Annotated in this window: 14 protein-coding genes; 7 read left to right on the top strand and 7 right to left on the bottom strand. The window is 59.9% G+C overall.

Annotated features, from left to right (window positions below):
• Positions 1 to 6: 6 nt before the first annotated feature.
• Both ACR0I0_RS06270 and ACR0I0_RS06265 read left to right on the top strand, forming a co-directional pair.
• Positions 7 to 1,170 (top strand): M20 aminoacylase family protein, encoded by a 1,164-nt coding sequence (locus ACR0I0_RS06270; protein ID WP_480490602.1) that lies wholly within the window; start codon positions 7 to 9, stop codon positions 1,168 to 1,170.
• A 22-nt stretch (positions 1,171 to 1,192) separates the two neighbouring features.
• A complete protein-coding gene (locus ACR0I0_RS06265; RefSeq protein ID WP_171631096.1) occupies positions 1,193 to 2,356 on the top strand; it encodes a M20 aminoacylase family protein in 1,164 nt (387 codons plus the stop codon).
• 71 nt (positions 2,357 to 2,427) lie between these two features.
• Here ACR0I0_RS06265 and ACR0I0_RS06260 read toward each other — a convergent pair whose 3' ends face one another.
• Together ACR0I0_RS06260 and moaA are read right to left on the bottom strand one after the other, a co-directional pair.
• Positions 2,428 to 3,726: a 3-deoxy-D-manno-octulosonic acid transferase gene (locus ACR0I0_RS06260; protein ID WP_480490600.1), complete on the bottom strand. Its 1,299-nt coding sequence runs from the start codon at positions 3,724 to 3,726 to the stop codon at positions 2,428 to 2,430.
• A gap of 1 nt (position 3,727) precedes the next feature.
• On the bottom strand, positions 3,728 to 4,735 hold the full coding sequence (moaA, locus tag ACR0I0_RS06255) for a GTP 3',8-cyclase MoaA (protein WP_171631101.1): 1,008 nt from the start codon (positions 4,733 to 4,735) through the stop codon (positions 3,728 to 3,730).
• A 91-nt stretch (positions 4,736 to 4,826) separates the two neighbouring features.
• On the opposite strand from moaA, the gene ACR0I0_RS06250 reads away from it, so the two are divergent.
• A complete protein-coding gene (locus ACR0I0_RS06250) occupies positions 4,827 to 5,258 on the top strand; it encodes a hypothetical protein (RefSeq protein ID WP_171631103.1) in 432 nt (143 codons plus the stop codon).
• Here the strand turns inward: ACR0I0_RS06250 and ACR0I0_RS06245 are convergent.
• From ACR0I0_RS06245 to glmU, 4 genes are read right to left on the bottom strand one after another with little or no spacing between them, the layout of a single operon-like run.
• Positions 5,246 to 5,932 (bottom strand): DNA alkylation repair protein, encoded by a 687-nt coding sequence (locus tag ACR0I0_RS06245; RefSeq protein ID WP_171631105.1) that lies wholly within the window; start codon positions 5,930 to 5,932, stop codon positions 5,246 to 5,248. The two genes, ACR0I0_RS06250 and ACR0I0_RS06245, sit on opposite strands and share 13 nt — an antisense overlap.
• Positions 5,933 to 5,937: 5 nt before the next feature.
• Entirely contained in the window at positions 5,938 to 6,480 is a 543-nt protein-coding gene (locus tag ACR0I0_RS06240) for a pyridoxamine 5'-phosphate oxidase family protein (RefSeq protein WP_480490597.1), read from the bottom strand.
• A 3-nt stretch (positions 6,481 to 6,483) separates the two neighbouring features.
• Complete coding sequence (gene glmS / locus ACR0I0_RS06235; protein WP_171231295.1) at positions 6,484 to 8,307, bottom strand: glutamine--fructose-6-phosphate transaminase (isomerizing); 1,824 nt, start codon at positions 8,305 to 8,307, stop codon at positions 6,484 to 6,486.
• A 3-nt stretch (positions 8,308 to 8,310) separates the two neighbouring features.
• A complete protein-coding gene (glmU, locus tag ACR0I0_RS06230; RefSeq protein ID WP_480490594.1) occupies positions 8,311 to 9,663 on the bottom strand; it encodes a bifunctional UDP-N-acetylglucosamine diphosphorylase/glucosamine-1-phosphate N-acetyltransferase GlmU in 1,353 nt (450 codons plus the stop codon).
• Between the two features lie 134 nt (positions 9,664 to 9,797).
• On the opposite strand from glmU, the gene ACR0I0_RS06225 reads away from it, so the two are divergent.
• From ACR0I0_RS06225 to ACR0I0_RS06215, 3 genes are all read left to right on the top strand, one after another.
• Entirely contained in the window at positions 9,798 to 10,469 is a 672-nt protein-coding gene (locus ACR0I0_RS06225; RefSeq protein WP_209832581.1) for an HAD-IA family hydrolase, read from the top strand.
• A 39-nt stretch (positions 10,470 to 10,508) separates the two neighbouring features.
• Complete coding sequence (locus ACR0I0_RS06220) at positions 10,509 to 11,699, top strand: DegT/DnrJ/EryC1/StrS family aminotransferase (protein WP_210092592.1); 1,191 nt, start codon at positions 10,509 to 10,511, stop codon at positions 11,697 to 11,699.
• Positions 11,700 to 11,863: 164 nt separating this feature from the next.
• Positions 11,864 to 13,027: an isovaleryl-CoA dehydrogenase gene (locus ACR0I0_RS06215; protein WP_480490592.1), complete on the top strand. Its 1,164-nt coding sequence runs from the start codon at positions 11,864 to 11,866 to the stop codon at positions 13,025 to 13,027.
• 52 nt (positions 13,028 to 13,079) lie between these two features.
• On the opposite strand, the gene ACR0I0_RS06210 is transcribed toward ACR0I0_RS06215, so the two are convergent.
• Positions 13,080 to 13,682: an OmpW/AlkL family protein gene (locus ACR0I0_RS06210; RefSeq protein WP_171227945.1), complete on the bottom strand. Its 603-nt coding sequence runs from the start codon at positions 13,680 to 13,682 to the stop codon at positions 13,080 to 13,082.
• Between the two features lie 136 nt (positions 13,683 to 13,818).
• Between ACR0I0_RS06210 and ACR0I0_RS06205 the strand changes: the two genes are divergently transcribed.
• On the top strand, positions 13,819 to 15,348 hold the full coding sequence (locus ACR0I0_RS06205) for an AMP-binding protein (protein WP_171722951.1): 1,530 nt from the start codon (positions 13,819 to 13,821) through the stop codon (positions 15,346 to 15,348).
• Positions 15,349 to 15,420 lie beyond the last annotated feature (72 nt).

The following is a 15,420-nucleotide window of genomic DNA, read 5'->3' as shown; positions in this document are numbered from 1 at the left end:
AGTGACATGCCGATCAAAAACCGCCTTGCAGAGATGCACGAAGAGATCACAGGCTGGCGGCGTGACATTCACCAACATCCGGAAATTCTGTACGACACGCATCGCACCAGCGCGCTGGTGGCGGAAAAGCTGAAGGAATTCGGCTGTGATGAGGTCGTTACAGGCATCGGTCGCACCGGCGTGGTCGGGGTCATTCAGGGAAAGAGCGACACGCAGGGCCGGGTGATTGGCCTGCGCGCCGACATGGATGCGCTGCCGATGCAGGAACAGACCGGGCTGGACTATGCCTCGAAGACATCAGGCGCGATGCATGCCTGCGGGCATGACGGGCATACCGCCATGGTTTTGGGGGCGGCAAAGTACCTCTCTGAGACGCGCAATTTCGATGGCACTGCAATCGTGATCTTTCAGCCTGCCGAAGAGGGCGGGAATGGCGCCGAGGCCATGTGCAAGGACGGTCTGATGGACCGGTTCGGCATTCAGGAAGTCTATGCGATGCACAACGTACCGGGCCTGCCGACCGGGCAGTTCGCGATCCGTTCGGGCCCTTTGCTGGCCGCAGCGGACGAGTTTGATATCCATCTTGAAGGGCGCGGCGGTCACGCTGCAAAACCCCATGAAACGGTCGATACGACGGTGATGCTGTCACAACTGATCGTGGCATTGCAGACGATCGTGTCGCGCAATGCCGATCCGATCCTGCAAGCCGTGCTTTCGGTGACGTCTGTCGAGATGTCATCGAAAGCGTTCAACGTGATCCCGCAATCGGCGCAGATACGCGGCACGGTCCGAACCCATTCCAACCAGATGCGAGATCTGATCGAACAGCGCCTCAAAGAGGTCGCCGAAGGGATTGCAGCAACATTCGGTGGTTCCGTGAACGTCAATTACTCGCGCGGCGTTCCGGTGACGATCAATGCCGAAACCCAAACCGAATATGCGGCAGAGGCCGCAGTCTCGGTCGGGGGCAGCTGCATCGAGGCGCCGATGGTGATGGGGGGCGAGGATTTCTCGTTCATGCTGGAGGAACGGCCCGGAGCTTTCATTGTTCTGGGCAACGGAGACAGCGCCGGGTTGCACCACCCTGAATACGATTTCAACGACGAGATCATCCCGATCGGATGTTCGTGGTTCGCAGAAATGGTCGAGCGCCGAATGCCGGCGGCTTGAACTGAATTAGGAGAGAATAGACATGCCAGTCAAAAACCGCTTTGCCGAATTGCAGAATGAAATCACGGAATGGAGAAGGGATCTGCACGAAAATCCAGAGATCCTGTTTGAGACCCACCGCACCAGCGCGAAGGTGGCCGAGAAGCTGAAGGAGTTCGGCTGCGATGAGGTGGTGACCGGTATCGGACGTACCGGTGTCGTGGGGGTGATCAAAGGCAAGTCGGACAGCAAGGGAAAGGTGATCGGCCTGCGCGCAGATATGGATGCGCTGCCGATCCATGAGGCGACGGGGTTGGACTATGCCTCGAAAACGCCGGGCGCAATGCATGCCTGCGGCCACGATGGCCACACGGCGATGCTGCTTGGTGCGGCGAAGTACCTGTCTGAAACCCGCAATTTCGATGGCACGGTTGTTGTAATCTTCCAGCCTGCCGAAGAGGGCGGCGGCGGTGGTCGTGAAATGTGTGAAGATGGCATGATGGACCGCTGGAATATTCAGGAAGTCTACGGCATGCACAATTGGCCGGGTCAACCTGTGGGCAAGTTCGCCATCCGCCCCGGTTCTTTCTTTGCCGCAACCGATCAGTTCGACATCACTTTTGAAGGGCGCGGTGGTCATGCTGCCAAGCCGCATGAAACAGTAGATACCACGGTACTGGCCGCGCAGGCGGTGTTGGCGCTTCAGACGATTTCCTCGCGCAATGCCGATCCGATCGATCAGGTCGTGGTGTCGGTGACGTCGTTCGAGACCTCGTCGAAAGCGTTCAACGTGATCCCGCAGACTGTTCAGATCAAGGGTACCGTGCGCACCATGAGCAAGGATATGCGGGATCTGGCCGAAAAGCGGATCAATGAGATCTGCAATGGTGTGGCGGCAACGTTCGGAGGCACCGCCGATGTGACCTACATCCGTGGGTATCCGGTGATGGTGAACAGTGAAGAGCAGACTGAGTTTGCCGCAGCTGTTGCCCGGTCGGTATCCGGCGATTGCGACGATGCGCCTTTGGTCATGGGCGGCGAGGATTTTGCCTTTATGCTGGAGGAGCGCCCTGGCGCCTATATTCTCGTGGGTAACGGCGATACGGCCATGGTTCACCACCCGGAATACAACTTCAACGATGAGGCGATTCCCGCCGGGTGCAGCTGGTGGGCAGAGATCGTCGAGCAGCGGATGCCGGCGGCCTGATGGGGCGGGTGGGGGCTCTGCCCCCACACCCCCGGGATATTTTTGGCCAGATGAAGAGGGATCCCGCCTGATCACGTCAGGTTGAGCGAACAGCAAAGCGTTTCCACGACGGAGTCCAGTGCGTTGCTTTGCGTCTGGACGCAGGATTGGGCGGCGCTGCGGGCCCGGGTCAGGGCTTGATCGTCTGAAAGCCAAAGGTCGACCGCCGCAGAGAGATCTGTTTCGGTTCGAACCTCGATGGCGCCACCGGCTTTGATCATCGGCGCGAAAGTTTCAGCAAAATTGAAGTATCCGGGGCCGGTTATCACGGCGGCTCCGGCCTGGGCGGGTTCGAAAGGGTTGTGGCCGCCGATGTTTTTCAGGGAACCGCCCAGGAACACGATGGGAGACAGAGCGTACCATGTGCCGGTCTCGCCCAATGTATCGGCGACATATACCTGGGTTTCGGTTTCGATCGGGGAACTATCTGATCGGAACGCGGCGCTAAGATCGGAGGCGTCCAGTAGTTTTGCGATATCGCAACGGCGCTCTGGGTGGCGGGGGATCAGCAGCAGCAGCAGATCGGGCCAGCGTTCCAGAAGTGATTGATGCGCGGCCAGAACGATTTCCTCTTCACCGGCATGGGTTGAACTGGCGATCCACACAGGTCTGCCAGAAACCTGAGAACCGATGTCATCCAGCGTGCCGTGGTCTATGGGAAGAGGGTCTGACATGGCCTTGAGATTGGTGCCGGGCCGGACGCGGCCGGCAGGGGCACCCATGGCTGTCAGGTTGGCTGCGGTTTTGTCGTTTTGCGTCAGGAACAGGTTGAACTTGTTCAAAACGAACCGCGCTGTTCTGGGGCGTTTTTTCCAACCGGCAACGGACTTGTCCGACAGTCGTGCATTCAGAAGGGCCAGCGGAACGCCGTGTCTGGCGCTTTCGACGATCAACCGCGGCCATATCTCACTCTCGACAAAAACTCCGCCCTCTGGTTGCCAATGGTTCAGAAAGCGCCGGACCGGGCCTGCCGTGTCAAGCGGCGGGAATTGATGCCGTGTACGGGGCGGCAGGCGTTTTCCGATCAGTGCCGCTGAAGTCGGGGTGCCGGAGGTGATCAGAAACTCGGCCTCGGGCAGGCGGTCTGCCAGCCGTCTGATCAGGCTGAGGACCGAAAGGCTTTCACCGACGCTGGCGGCGTGGAACCAGATCAAACGCCCATTTGGTCTGGGCAGGCTGGCATGGCCAAGGCGTTCTTGTTGCCGCTTATCAGGTACGTTTGCTGCACGCAGCTTGTTCCGAACGACCCGCCATATCAGAGGCGCGGCCAGAGACGTTAGGGCGCAGTACACATGGTACAACGCCGTGGGGCGGCCGTCATGATCCGGCATATCAGCCGCCTGTATGGCTCATGTGACGGCTCATCCGGCCATCGACGGCTTGGCGGGAATAGTCGAAGTCATGCCCTTTGGGTTTGAGATTGATCGCAGATCGGATTGCGTCTTCAAGTGGCTGTTCGGTATCGGGATGATCGCGCAGGGCGCCGCGCAGGTCGGCCATGTCTTCCTGACCCAGGCACATGTAAAGCTCGCCCGTGCAAGTCAGGCGAACCCTGTTGCAGCTTTCACAGAAATTGTGCGACAGCGGCGTTATGAAGCCAATTTTCTGGCCGGTTTCCTCGAGCCGCACGTAACGGGCCGGGCCACCGCTGCGTTCGGCCAGATCGGTGACCGAATAGTGGTTTTCGTATTCTTTCCGGACGTCCTTGAGCGACCAGTATTGATCCAGGCGGTCTTCGTTGCCAATATCACCCATGGGCATGACTTCGATCCAGGTCAGATCCATATCCCGCTGGGCGCACCATTCCGTGATTTTGGGAAGTTCGGGCTCGTTGAACCCTTTCAGGGCAACGGCGTTTATCTTGATCCGCAGGCCAGCTTTTTGCGCGGCGTCGATTCCGTTTAAAACCTGTTTCAGGCGACCCCAGCGCGTCACCTTGGCGAACTTGTCATCATCCAGAGTGTCCAGCGAGACATTCACCCGACGCACACCGGCCGCATACAGATCATCGGAAAATCGGTGCAGTTGCGATCCGTTGGTTGTCAGCGTCAGCTCCTTCAATGCACCGCTGTCCAGATGACGTGTCATCGAATTGAAGAACGTCATGATGTTGCGACGCACCAAAGGCTCACCACCCGTAATGCGCAGCTTTTCGACCCCCATTCTGACGAAGGTCGAACACATCCGGTCCAGTTCCTCCAAAGTCAGCAGGTCTTTCTTGGGCAGAAAGGTCATGTTCTCGGACATGCAATACACGCAGCGGAAGTCGCAGCGGTCCGTGACGGAGACGCGGAGATACGTGATGGCGCGGGCAAACGGGTCGATTAGCGGAGCTGTCATGCCATTATAGGTAAAGCTGGAACATGCTCGCGACAAGGGCGAACTGTGCTTTGCGCTGGAACAGCTGGGCGCAGGGTTGTAGGTTTCCGGCATGAAGAAAATACTTGTTTTGACATGCGTAATGACGGCCGGATGCGATGCCGTGCAGTCAACGACTGACCGAGTGTTCGGCGGGGGCGACGCGCCCGCCCAAACGGTGCCTGACACGGAAGCCGGCACCGCAGTTGCCGAAGAGGTGTTGCAGCCCGAACCGGTTTCCGCGCGCCCGAACTGGGTTGGGGCGAAAACCACCATCGCCGGGCTTGGGGATCCGACCACTCCGGGGCGTTGGATGCAGACACCGCTGGTGGACAGCGAAGTTACGGCACGTGTCGTCGTGCCACGAACCGGGGCGCAGGCCTATATTACGTTGGTCCCGGTTCCCGGTCCGGACAGCAGCGGCAGCCGCTTGTCACTGGACGCCATGAGGGCCCTGTTGGTGCCCTTCGACGAACTTGTCGAGCTTGAGGTCTATGTGGACTGATTTTTCAGGTATTTGCCTGCTTCACGGCGGGCAAACGGCTTCATGGCATCACCGTTCTGGTTCAGAAAGGCGATCACGCGTTCTGGGTCATGTTTGGACAGTTCGCGCAGCCACCAGGCTATGGATTTCTGGATGAACCAGTTGCGGTCCGAAACATATCCCGCAGCCCAGCCAAGGATGCGGTCACGGCGGTGCAGATCGTCAGGCTTGGGGTGGTTCTGTTTGGTCCAGGGCAGGGTTGCGACCAAGGCCGCGCGCCGGGTCCACATGTGATCGGACCGGGTCCACAGTTCAACCTCGTCCAACCGTTCGGGATCTGCTGAAAGCCGTTTTTGCATCGCCATGCACGCATGGTCCGCAACGGCCCAGGCATCGAAATCCGGCAGCCAGCTTTGAAGCAAATTCCAAACCGCCCCATCCGGTCGGATGCGTGCCTGAGTCAAAAGCTTGGATGCAGCAAGCCGCCCTTCGTGGATGTTGCTTTGCCATAGCCCGTCCGCCAATGCGACCCGCGCCGGTACGTCCAATTCTTTCCGCCACGCCTTGGTCAGGTCGTTGAGAACCGGGTTCGCGACGCCCAGATATATGCGATCCGCCTTGTGGTAGCTGGCCATCTGGGTCGCCCGCTCGGGGTCACCATGCGCTTTGATCTGATCTAGATATCCACTCAGCATCGGGCTCACATCGGTACGCCGGTTGGCTTTCCATCAATCGTATGGCTGTTCCTTTCCACCCAATACGAGCGGATGTCCTCGTCTGATTTTCCATCCACCCATTTCTGCATCGTATCGCGGTCGGATTGGAATTCCAAGAAAGGCACGGCATAGCCGCAAGAGGTCTGCACCATGTCGATCGTCTGGTCATAGATCTGCCGTGCGCTTCGGTGATTTGGGAACAGGCCGGCAAAGTCGTCCCATCCATCATCCCCGACATGCAGGCAACGTGCCGTGCCATAGGTGCGCAGGATCATCGGGCGCGTGGTGAAGGAACACCACATCAGCGTCATCCTGTTGACCTGCAAAAGATGCCCCGCCGTTTCATTGCCACTGCCGGTCAGGTTCATCCAGACGATGCGGTTCGGCCCCAATATCCGCAGCGAATCCATTCCCTTGGGGGAAATATTGAAACGACCTTCGGCCCCGGCGGTGCCGACGAAGAACATATGCTGATCTTCGATGAACTTTTGATGCGCTTCCTCAAGCTGCGGGAACTGCTTGGCCATAATTCACTCCACCGTGACCGACTTGGCCAGATTGCGCGGCTGATCCACATCGGTGCCCTTGGCAACCGCCGTGTGATAGGCCAGCAATTGCGCGGGAACCGAATACAGGATCGGTGCAAGACTGGTGTGAACATGCGGCATGCGGATGGTGCTCCAGACTCCGTCGCCGGCCTCGTCAATGCCGTCATCATCAGAGACCAGGATCACCTTGCCCTTGCGCGCCATCACTTCCTGCATGTTCGACACGGTCTTGTCGAACACGGTGTCACGGGGTGCCATGACGACCACGGGCATATGCTTGTCGATCAGGGCGATGGGGCCGTGTTTCAACTCTCCTGACGCATAACCTTCGGCGTGGATATAGCTGATTTCCTTGAGCTTCAGCGCGCCTTCCATTGCCAGCGGATACATCAGGCCACGGCCCAGAAACAGGACGTCGCGCGCCTCGGACAGGCGTTGGGCGGCTTTGCGGATCGCCCGGTTCTGATCGAGCGCGGCGTTCAGCACGGTCGGCAATCCGCGCAGAGCGGCGGCATGATCGGCGATGTCCTCATCCGTCATCGTGCCCCGGTCTGCTGCGGCCTTGAGCGCCAGCATCAGCAGCACGCTCAGCTGACAGGTGAAGGCTTTGGTCGAAGCCACGCCGATTTCGACACCGGCATGGATTGGCAAGGCGATATCGCTTTCCCTTGCAATCGAGCTTTCGGGGACATTGACGACCGAAACGATCTTGTCTGCCTTGCCCTCACAGTACCGCAACGCGGCCAGCGTGTCGGCGGTTTCGCCCGACTGGCTGACGAAAAGCGCCAGTGTTCGATCCGTGATCGGAGGCTCGCGATAGCGGAACTCGCTGGCGATATCGACCTCTACCGGCATCTTGGCCAGTTGCTCGAACCAGTATTTCGCGGTCAGGCAGGCGTAAAACGCGGTGCCGCAGGCCACCATGGTCAGACGGTCCAGCTTGCTGAAATCCAGATCGGCATCGGGCAGTGCCACGCGGTCACCGCCCGTGGGCAGGTAGGACCGGATCGCCTCTGCCACAACGATGGGCTGTTCAGCGATTTCCTTGGCCATGAAATGCTTGTGCTCGCCCTTGTCCGCGCGCGTATGATCCAGCTTGATCTTGCGCTTTTCCCGGTTGGCCAGCTCACCGGATTCGTTGCGGATTTCAAGCGACGTTCGCGTCAGAACCGCGCGGTCGCCTTCTTCCAGATATGTGATCTGGTTGGTCAGAGGCGCCAAGGCGATGGCGTCAGAGCCCACATACATCTCGCCATCCCCGTGACCGATGGCCAGTGGTGATCCCTTGCGGGCCGCCACGATCAGGTCGTCCTCTCCGTCGAACAGAAAGGCCAGCGCAAAGGCGCCTTCCAACTGGTCGATCGTCTTGAACGCGGCCTCAACCGGGGACAGGCCCGAGTTCAGGTGGTGTTCCGTCATGAGGGCGACCGTTTCCGTGTCGGTTTCGGTTTGGAAATCAACACCATGTTCGGCCAGTTCGGCCCTCAGGTCGCGATAGTTTTCGACGATGCCGTTATGAACGACGGCCACCGGGCCCGCCTTGTGCGGATGTGCATTGTTGACCGACGGGGCGCCATGCGTGGCCCAGCGGGTATGGCCGATGCCGGATTTTCCGGGAAGGGGATCATGCACCAGAAGATCGCTGAGGTTGACCAGCTTGCCAACCGCGCGCCGCCGGCCCAATGCGCCGTCGTTGACGGTTGCAATCCCGGCGCTGTCATAGCCGCGATATTCAAGCCGTTTCAGGGCTTCTACCAGAATAGGGGCGGCCTCGTGCTGCCCCAAAACACCTACTATTCCACACATATCTCAGGCCTTTTTATCGCGGCGAGCCTTTTTCGCCTTCAACATATCAAACAATTTACGTGCATATCCGGGCTTGTTTTCCTGCTTGGCCCGCGCAACAGCCAGCGCATCAGGGTCCACATCCCTGGTCACGACAGTGCCCGTCGCGGTCATCGCGCCGTCGCCCACTGTGACCGGCGCCACCAGCATGGTGTTCGAGCCGACAAAGACATTCTCCCCAATCGTGGTCTTGTGCTTCATCACGCCGTCATAGTTGCAGGTGATCGTGCCTGCGCCGATGTTGGTCGCAGCGCCAACCGAAGCGTCCCCGATATAGCTGAGGTGATTGACCTTCGCGCCTTCGGCGATTTCGGCATTCTTGATCTCGACAAAATTGCCGACCCGCGTGTTTTCGGCCAGTTCGGCACCAGGGCGCAGGCGCGCGTAGGGGCCGACGACAGCGCCCCGGCTGACATGGCAGCCCTCAAGATGCGAAAAGGCGCGGATCGTTGCGCCGCTTTCGACCGTGACGCCCGGTCCGAACACCACATTTGGCTCGATCACCGTATCGCGCCCGACCACCGTATCCGCGGCCAGATACACCGTGTCAGGCGCCATCAAGGTGACACCCAGGTCAAGCAGCTCGGCACGGGCGCGCGCCTGAAATACGGCATCGGCGGCCGCCAGATCAGCGCGAGAGTTCACGCCCAGCGTCTGCGCCTCGTCGCACGCGACTGCGGTCACGTTCAGCCCACGGCGGCGCGCAATTTCAACCACGTCGGTCAAATAGTATTCGCCCGAAGCGTTGTCGTTTCCGACCTCGTCGATCAGCGAAAACAGCAGCTGCGCATTGCAGGCCAAAAGCCCTGAGTTGCAAAATGTTATGGATCGTTCTTCATCCGACGCATCCTTGAATTCGACAATGCGTTCCAGCACGTCGCCATTCATGACCAGCCGGCCATAACGGGCAGGATCGGCTGCTTCAAAGCCAAGAATAACAAGGTCATTCCCGGACCGTGCCTCGATCATCCTTTCCAGCGTGTCGGGCTGCAGGAACGGGGTGTCGCCGTAAAGAACAACCACATCACCTTCGAACCCGCTCAATGCGCTTCGGGCCTGGGCGACCGCATGGGCCGTACCCAACTGGTCTTCCTGCACGGCGATCTGCGCCCCTTCATCCTCGGCCCGTGCAACCTTTGCCACAGCTTCGGACCCGTGGCCGGTGACGATCACGGTATGTTCGGGCGACAGGACAGATCCGGCGCGCATCGCATGGATCAGCATCGGAACCTGAGCGATGGGATGCAGAACTTTGGGAAGGTCCGAATTCATCCTGGTGCCTTTTCCGGCGGCAAGGATGACAAGGGCAGTGGTCATGAATTCGTTTTCTCTTTGTGTTTTGTTGCCGTCCGTTTTATCCGCTGAGGTCAAAGGCGCAAGCCGTTCGGCCATCAAACAAGATTGCCGATTGAAACAGGACACGGCGAAAACCTGCCGAGCAAGGGGGCGAAATGCGCACCGTCATCTTCGATCTGGACGGCACTTTGGCGGATACATCCGGCGATTTGCTGGCGGCCGCGAACCATTGTTTCCGCAAGATGGGGCACGGGGATGTACTGGTCCATGGGCCGGATTCCGGTGTGGCGCTGCGAGGTGGACGCATGATGCTGACCCACGGGCTGAAACGAGTCGGGGCCTATGACGAGGATACGGTGCAGGCCTATTACCCGGTTCTTCTTGAGGCCTACGCGCAGGACATCGACACCCACACCAGTTTCTATCCCGGCGCACTACAGGCGGTCGAGATGCTGAGTGACGCGGGTTACGGTGTGGGCATTTGCACGAACAAACCGGAACATCTGGCCGAATTGTTGCTGACACGCATGGGGGTGCGGGACCGTTTTGCATCTTTGGTCGGGGCAGATACGCTGCCGGTCCGCAAACCGGACCCGGCGCCGTTGCGTGAAGCCGCGCGCCGTGCCGGGGGCGATCCGGACTTGTGCGTGCTGGTCGGAGACTCGGATACTGACCGCAACACCGCCAGGGCGGCGGGCGTTCCTTCGGTGCTGGTTACCTTCGGGCCATCGGGGGATGACATGGCGGCGCTGGAACCCGAAGCCCTTCTGCATCATTTTGATGACTTGCCCGGCCTCGTGCCTGATCTGATCGGTGCGGCAGCCTGAAACCTTGACCGGACCCTTTCGGAGCCTCAGAACAAGACCATGACCGACGTATTCTCTGGCAGCTTTACGCAGCAGGAACCCCTTCCGGAAGAAGCAATCGAAGCGGCACTGGCCGTTCTGCGCCATGGACGTCTGCATCGTTACAATGTCGTCCCCGGAGAGTTGGGGGAAACGGCCCTGCTGGAGCAGGAATTTGCGGCGCAGATGGGGGCCAAATACTGTCTGGCGGTTTCGTCTGGCGGTTACGCTCTGGCCACGGCCCTGCGTGCGGTTGGCGTGCAGCCGGGCGACCCGGTTTTGACCAATGCGTTTACGCTGGCGCCGGTGCCGGGGTCGATTGCCTCGGTCGGAGGGCGGGCAATTTTTGTGGGAGTGACGGAAGAGCTGACCATCGATCTGGATGATCTAGAGGGCAAGCTGGATCAAGCGCGTGTTCTGATGCTCAGCCATATGCGTGGGCATCTGTGTGATATGGACCGGCTGATGCAGATGTGTGACGCGGCCGGGGTGATCGTGATCGAGGATTGCGCACACACGATGGGTGCAGCCTGGCGCGGTCAGTTGTCAGGACGGCAGGGCGCGATCGGGTGTTATTCCTGCCAGACCTACAAGCATGTCAATTCGGGCGAAGGGGGCTTGCTGGTCACCGATGACGAGGAACTGGCGGCCAAGGCTACGATGTTGTCGGGGTCCTACATGCTGTACGAACGCCATCTTGCGGCGCCGGGGCCGGACGTGTTCGAACGGATCAAATACACCACGCCCAACGTCTCGGGCCGGATGGACAATTTGCGCGCCGCCATCCTGCGCCCGCAATTGCGGGATCTGGACCGGCAGGTGGAACGGTGGAACGAACGTTATCGCGAGATCGAAGCCGGGTTGCGGGGCACGCCGGGTCTGACGATCGTCGAACGGCCCGAAGAAGAAACCTATGTCGGGTCTTCGATTCAGTTCTTGCTGCTGGATTGGGTGCCTGAACGGATAGCCGAAGTCATCAGCCGTTGCGCCGCGCGTGGGGTTGAGCTGAAGTGGTTCGGCGGTGCCGAACCGACAGGTTTCACGTCGCGCTATGACAGTTGGCGATATTTCGATAGCGAGCGGATGCCTGAAAGTGACCGCGTTCTGGCCGGCGTTATGGATATGCGCGTGCCTTTGACGTTTTCCCTGGAGGATTGTCGATTGATCGCCCGGATCATCCGGGCTGAGGTGAGCGCGGTTTATCAGTCTTGACCAAGCGGAGTGCGCCTGCGGCGCACGCTCGATCTTTTGAAACGCCGCCCTTTTCGGGGCGGCGTTTTCTGTTTCGGACGCGCTGCCACAAAGATTGACCGGCGGCAGATTCGCTGCTAGAGATTTATTGAACACTTGTTCATTAAAGCGGAGGGAAGACGCAGATGTTCATGGCCACGATGAAATTCGATCTGGGTGAGGATGTGAATGCCCTGCGCGAGATGGTGCATCGCTGGGCGCAGGAGCGTGTCAAGCCGATGGCGGCCGAGATCGACGCCACCAATGCCTTTCCGAACGAGCTGTGGAAAGAGATGGGAGAGCTTGGTCTGCTGGGTGTTACCGTGCCGGAAGAGTACGGCGGTGCAGGCATGTCCTATCTGGCGCATACGATCGCCGTCGAAGAGGTCGCGCGCGCTTCAGCTTCGGTTTCTTTGTCATACGGGGCGCATTCGAACCTGTGCGTAAACCAGATCAAGCTGAACGGCAATGAAGAGCAGAAGCAAAAGTACCTGCCGCGGCTTATCTCGGGCGAGCATGTGGGGGCGCTGGCCATGTCGGAACCTTCGGCCGGATCGGATGTGGTGTCGATGAAGCTGCGCGCCGAAAAGCGGAACGACCATTACCGTCTGAACGGCAACAAATACTGGATCACCAACGGGCCGGATGCGGATACTCTGGTGGTTTATGCCAAGACGGACCCCGATGCCGGATCAAAGGGTATTACCGCATTTCTGATCGAAAAAGAGATGAAGGGTTTTTCAACCTCGCCCCATTTCGACAAGCTGGGTATGCGCGGGTCGAACACGGCTGAGCTGATCTTTGAAGATGTAGAGGTTCCGTTCGAGAACGTGTTGGGCGAAGAGGGCAAGGGTGTTGCCGTGCTCATGTCGGGGCTGGATTATGAACGGGTCGTGCTGGCAGGCATCGGGACCGGCATCATGGCCGCCTGTCTGGACGAAGTGATGCCTTATCTGGCTGAACGCAAGCAGTTCGGCAAACCCATCGGCAGCTTTCAGTTGATGCAGGGCAAGATTGCCGACATGTACACCGCGATGAACTCGGCGCGGGCCTATGTTTACGAAGTCGCCAAGGCGTGTGACCGCGGTGACGTGACCCGGCAGGATGCGGCAGCGTGCTGCCTTTACGCGTCGGAACAGGCGATGGTTCAGGCCCATCAGGCGGTTCAGGCGCTGGGCGGGGCGGGCTTCCTGTCCGATGCGCCGGTCAGCCGGATTTTCCGGGATGCCAAGCTGATGGAGATCGGTGCAGGCACCAGCGAGATTCGCCGGATGCTGATCGGCCGCGAAATGATGAGTGAAATGCTCTGAAAGAAAAAACACCCTGCGGACGAGGTAACCGCAGGGCGCTTTGGAAACGGGATCAGAACCGATGGACGTAGGAAACACCGACCAGCCAGGGATCGATTTCCGCGGTGCCGATGGGGGCGCCGTTGAGCGAGACGTCCGAGTCAATGTCGAACCAGCGCACGTTCAGGCGGATCGCCCCGTTGTCGGTGACCATGTAATCCAGACCGGCCTGCAACGAGACGCCGAAGGAGTCATCGACCTTGATGTTGCCCAGGGGCGATTGCTCGTCGAAGAAGATCGTATAGTTGAGACCGGCGCCGACATAGGGTTTCCAGGCGCTGTTGGTCGGGAAGTGATAATTCAGCGACAGGGTGGGCGGCAGGTGCTTGACCGTGGCCGCGTCCGTACCGCCAAGGGCCACGGTGTGTTTGAACGGGGTCGCCGCCAGAAGCTCAATGCCCAGGTTGTCGCGAATAAAGTACTCGGCGGTGAAAATCGGGCGGGTGTCCGCGTCGATCGTCGCTGCCGCACCGGCCAGCGTGCCGTTGTCGGATTTCGGATCCAGATAGCCAACACCGATACCCAGCGTCCAGTCCCCTTGCGACTGGGCCAAAGCCGGAGCCGCCAAGGCGACCAGCGCGGTAGACAGTGTCAAAGCGGCGAGTTTCTTTGTCATATTCTTGCCTTTGGTTATGTTGATGCTCTTGGTTTCGCAAAGGCGGTGTCCGGCCACTCTGATCTGCATCAAGTTTGTGTGATGTGTCCGCCCAAGGTCAGGTCGCGAAGCATCAGGAAAACAAGGGGAATTCGCGTTGCTGCACGCTGAGCGCATACCGGGTTTGCGCTCAGGAGGAGGCTGGGACATACCGGACCGGCTGAACATGGCGCAGCAATGTCTGAACCATCCGGGTGATCAGGTGGCGCTTATTGATCTGACCGGATCAGGGCAGCGGCTGACAACCTATGGGCAACTGGCGCAAATGGCTGATGGGATTGCCCGCGCCCTGCTGGCCCGCGTCCGGCCCGGTGATCGGGTCGGAGTGCTGCTGAGCCAGTCACCCTGGTGTGCGGCAGCTCATCTGGCGATCTGGAAGATCGGCGCGATTTCGGTGCCCTTGTTCAAGTTATTCAAACGGGATGCGCTGCGGTCGCGGGCGGGCGATGCAGGCGTTCAGATCGTGCTGACCGATGCTGAAGGTGTGGATTTGCTGGGCGATCTGGCTGAACCTCTGATCGCATCCGAAATTGGCGTGGCCGGTCCTGCGCTGCCCTATGCCGCGACAGGGCCCGAGGATCCTGCCGTATTGATCTACACCTCTGGTACAACCGGCAGCCCCAAAGGCGCACTGCACGGGCATCGGGTTCTGACCGGGCATGTGCCGGGTGTCTCGATCAGCCACAATCACCTGCGCGAAGGAGACTGCCTGTGGACCCCGGCGGATTGGGCGTGGATCGGCGGGTTGTTCGATGTGCTGATGCCGGGCCTTGCGCTGGGCATTCCGGTTGTCGCGGCACGGCTTGAAAAGTTCACTCCCGAAGCCTGCGCCGAGATCATTGCGCGGGGCGGGGTGCGGAATGTGTTCTTTCCGCCGACCGCCCTGCGGATGCTCAAGGCGGCGGATCAGGCGATCCCGGGTTTGCGCTCGGTTGCGTCCGGGGGTGAACCGCTGGGGGCCGAGATGCTGGCCTGGGGCCACGGTGCGTTTGGTCTGACGATCAACGAATTCTACGGCCAGACCGAATGCAATATGGTCGTATCCTCCTGCGCCGAGGATTTCCCTGTTCAACCCGGCTGTATCGGAAAGCCGGTGCCTGGGCATGAAGTCGCGGTGATCGACGAGGATGGCATCCCGACCAGCGAGGAAGGCGATGTTGCCATCCGGCGGGGTTCGGCCTCGATGCTGCTGGAATACTGGAACAATCCGCAAGCGACGGCCGAGAAGTTCCGGGGTGACTGGCTGATCACCGGAGACCGCGGCGTGTGGGAAGGCGACTATCTGCGCTTTGTCGGTCGGGATGATGACGTGATCACCTCGGCCGGTTACCGCATCGGTCCGGCCGAGATCGAGGATTGCCTGCTGACCCATCCGGCTGTGGCCACCGTGGGCGTGGTCGGCAAGCCCGACCCGCTGCGGACCGAGATCGTCAAGGCCTACGTGGTGTTGAAACCGGGGGCCGAGGCCACGGGTGCCGAGTTGCAGGGTTGGGTCAAGGACCGTCTGGCGCATTATTCGTACCCGCGCGAAGTGGCATTTCTGGAGGAACTGCCGATGACCGTGACCGGGAAGGTGATCCGCAAGGAGTTGAAGGCGCGGGCGGCGGGGGAAGATGTAGGGGAATGAAAGTACTCGATAGAATTAGTGGGCTCCGATGTCCTTGTTGCGACGCACCTGTCACGTGGAATATCGCAAATA

The sequence above is a fragment of the Ruegeria sp. AG6 genome (assembly GCF_056541565.1).
The sequence above is the reverse complement of the archived record's forward strand: the minus strand, read 5'-3'. Positions and strand labels throughout refer to the sequence as shown.

Coding starts and splice junctions, on each gene's coding strand:
- ACR0I0_RS06270 (WP_480490602.1), top strand. CDS start 7: ATGCCGATCAAAAACCGCCTTGCAGAGATGCACGAAGAGATCACAGGC.
- ACR0I0_RS06265 (WP_171631096.1), top strand. CDS start 1,193: ATGCCAGTCAAAAACCGCTTTGCCGAATTGCAGAATGAAATCACGGAA.
- ACR0I0_RS06260 (WP_480490600.1), bottom strand. CDS start 3,726: ATGCCGGATCATGACGGCCGCCCCACGGCGTTGTACCATGTGTACTGC.
- moaA (WP_171631101.1), bottom strand. CDS start 4,735: ATGACAGCTCCGCTAATCGACCCGTTTGCCCGCGCCATCACGTATCTC.
- ACR0I0_RS06250 (WP_171631103.1), top strand. CDS start 4,827: ATGAAGAAAATACTTGTTTTGACATGCGTAATGACGGCCGGATGCGAT.
- ACR0I0_RS06245 (WP_171631105.1), bottom strand. CDS start 5,932: ATGCTGAGTGGATATCTAGATCAGATCAAAGCGCATGGTGACCCCGAG.
- ACR0I0_RS06240 (WP_480490597.1), bottom strand. CDS start 6,480: ATGGCCAAGCAGTTCCCGCAGCTTGAGGAAGCGCATCAAAAGTTCATC.
- glmS (WP_171231295.1), bottom strand. CDS start 8,307: ATGTGTGGAATAGTAGGTGTTTTGGGGCAGCACGAGGCCGCCCCTATT.
- glmU (WP_480490594.1), bottom strand. CDS start 9,663: ATGACCACTGCCCTTGTCATCCTTGCCGCCGGAAAAGGCACCAGGATG.
- ACR0I0_RS06225 (WP_209832581.1), top strand. CDS start 9,798: ATGCGCACCGTCATCTTCGATCTGGACGGCACTTTGGCGGATACATCC.
- ACR0I0_RS06220 (WP_210092592.1), top strand. CDS start 10,509: ATGACCGACGTATTCTCTGGCAGCTTTACGCAGCAGGAACCCCTTCCG.
- ACR0I0_RS06215 (WP_480490592.1), top strand. CDS start 11,864: ATGTTCATGGCCACGATGAAATTCGATCTGGGTGAGGATGTGAATGCC.
- ACR0I0_RS06210 (WP_171227945.1), bottom strand. CDS start 13,682: ATGACAAAGAAACTCGCCGCTTTGACACTGTCTACCGCGCTGGTCGCC.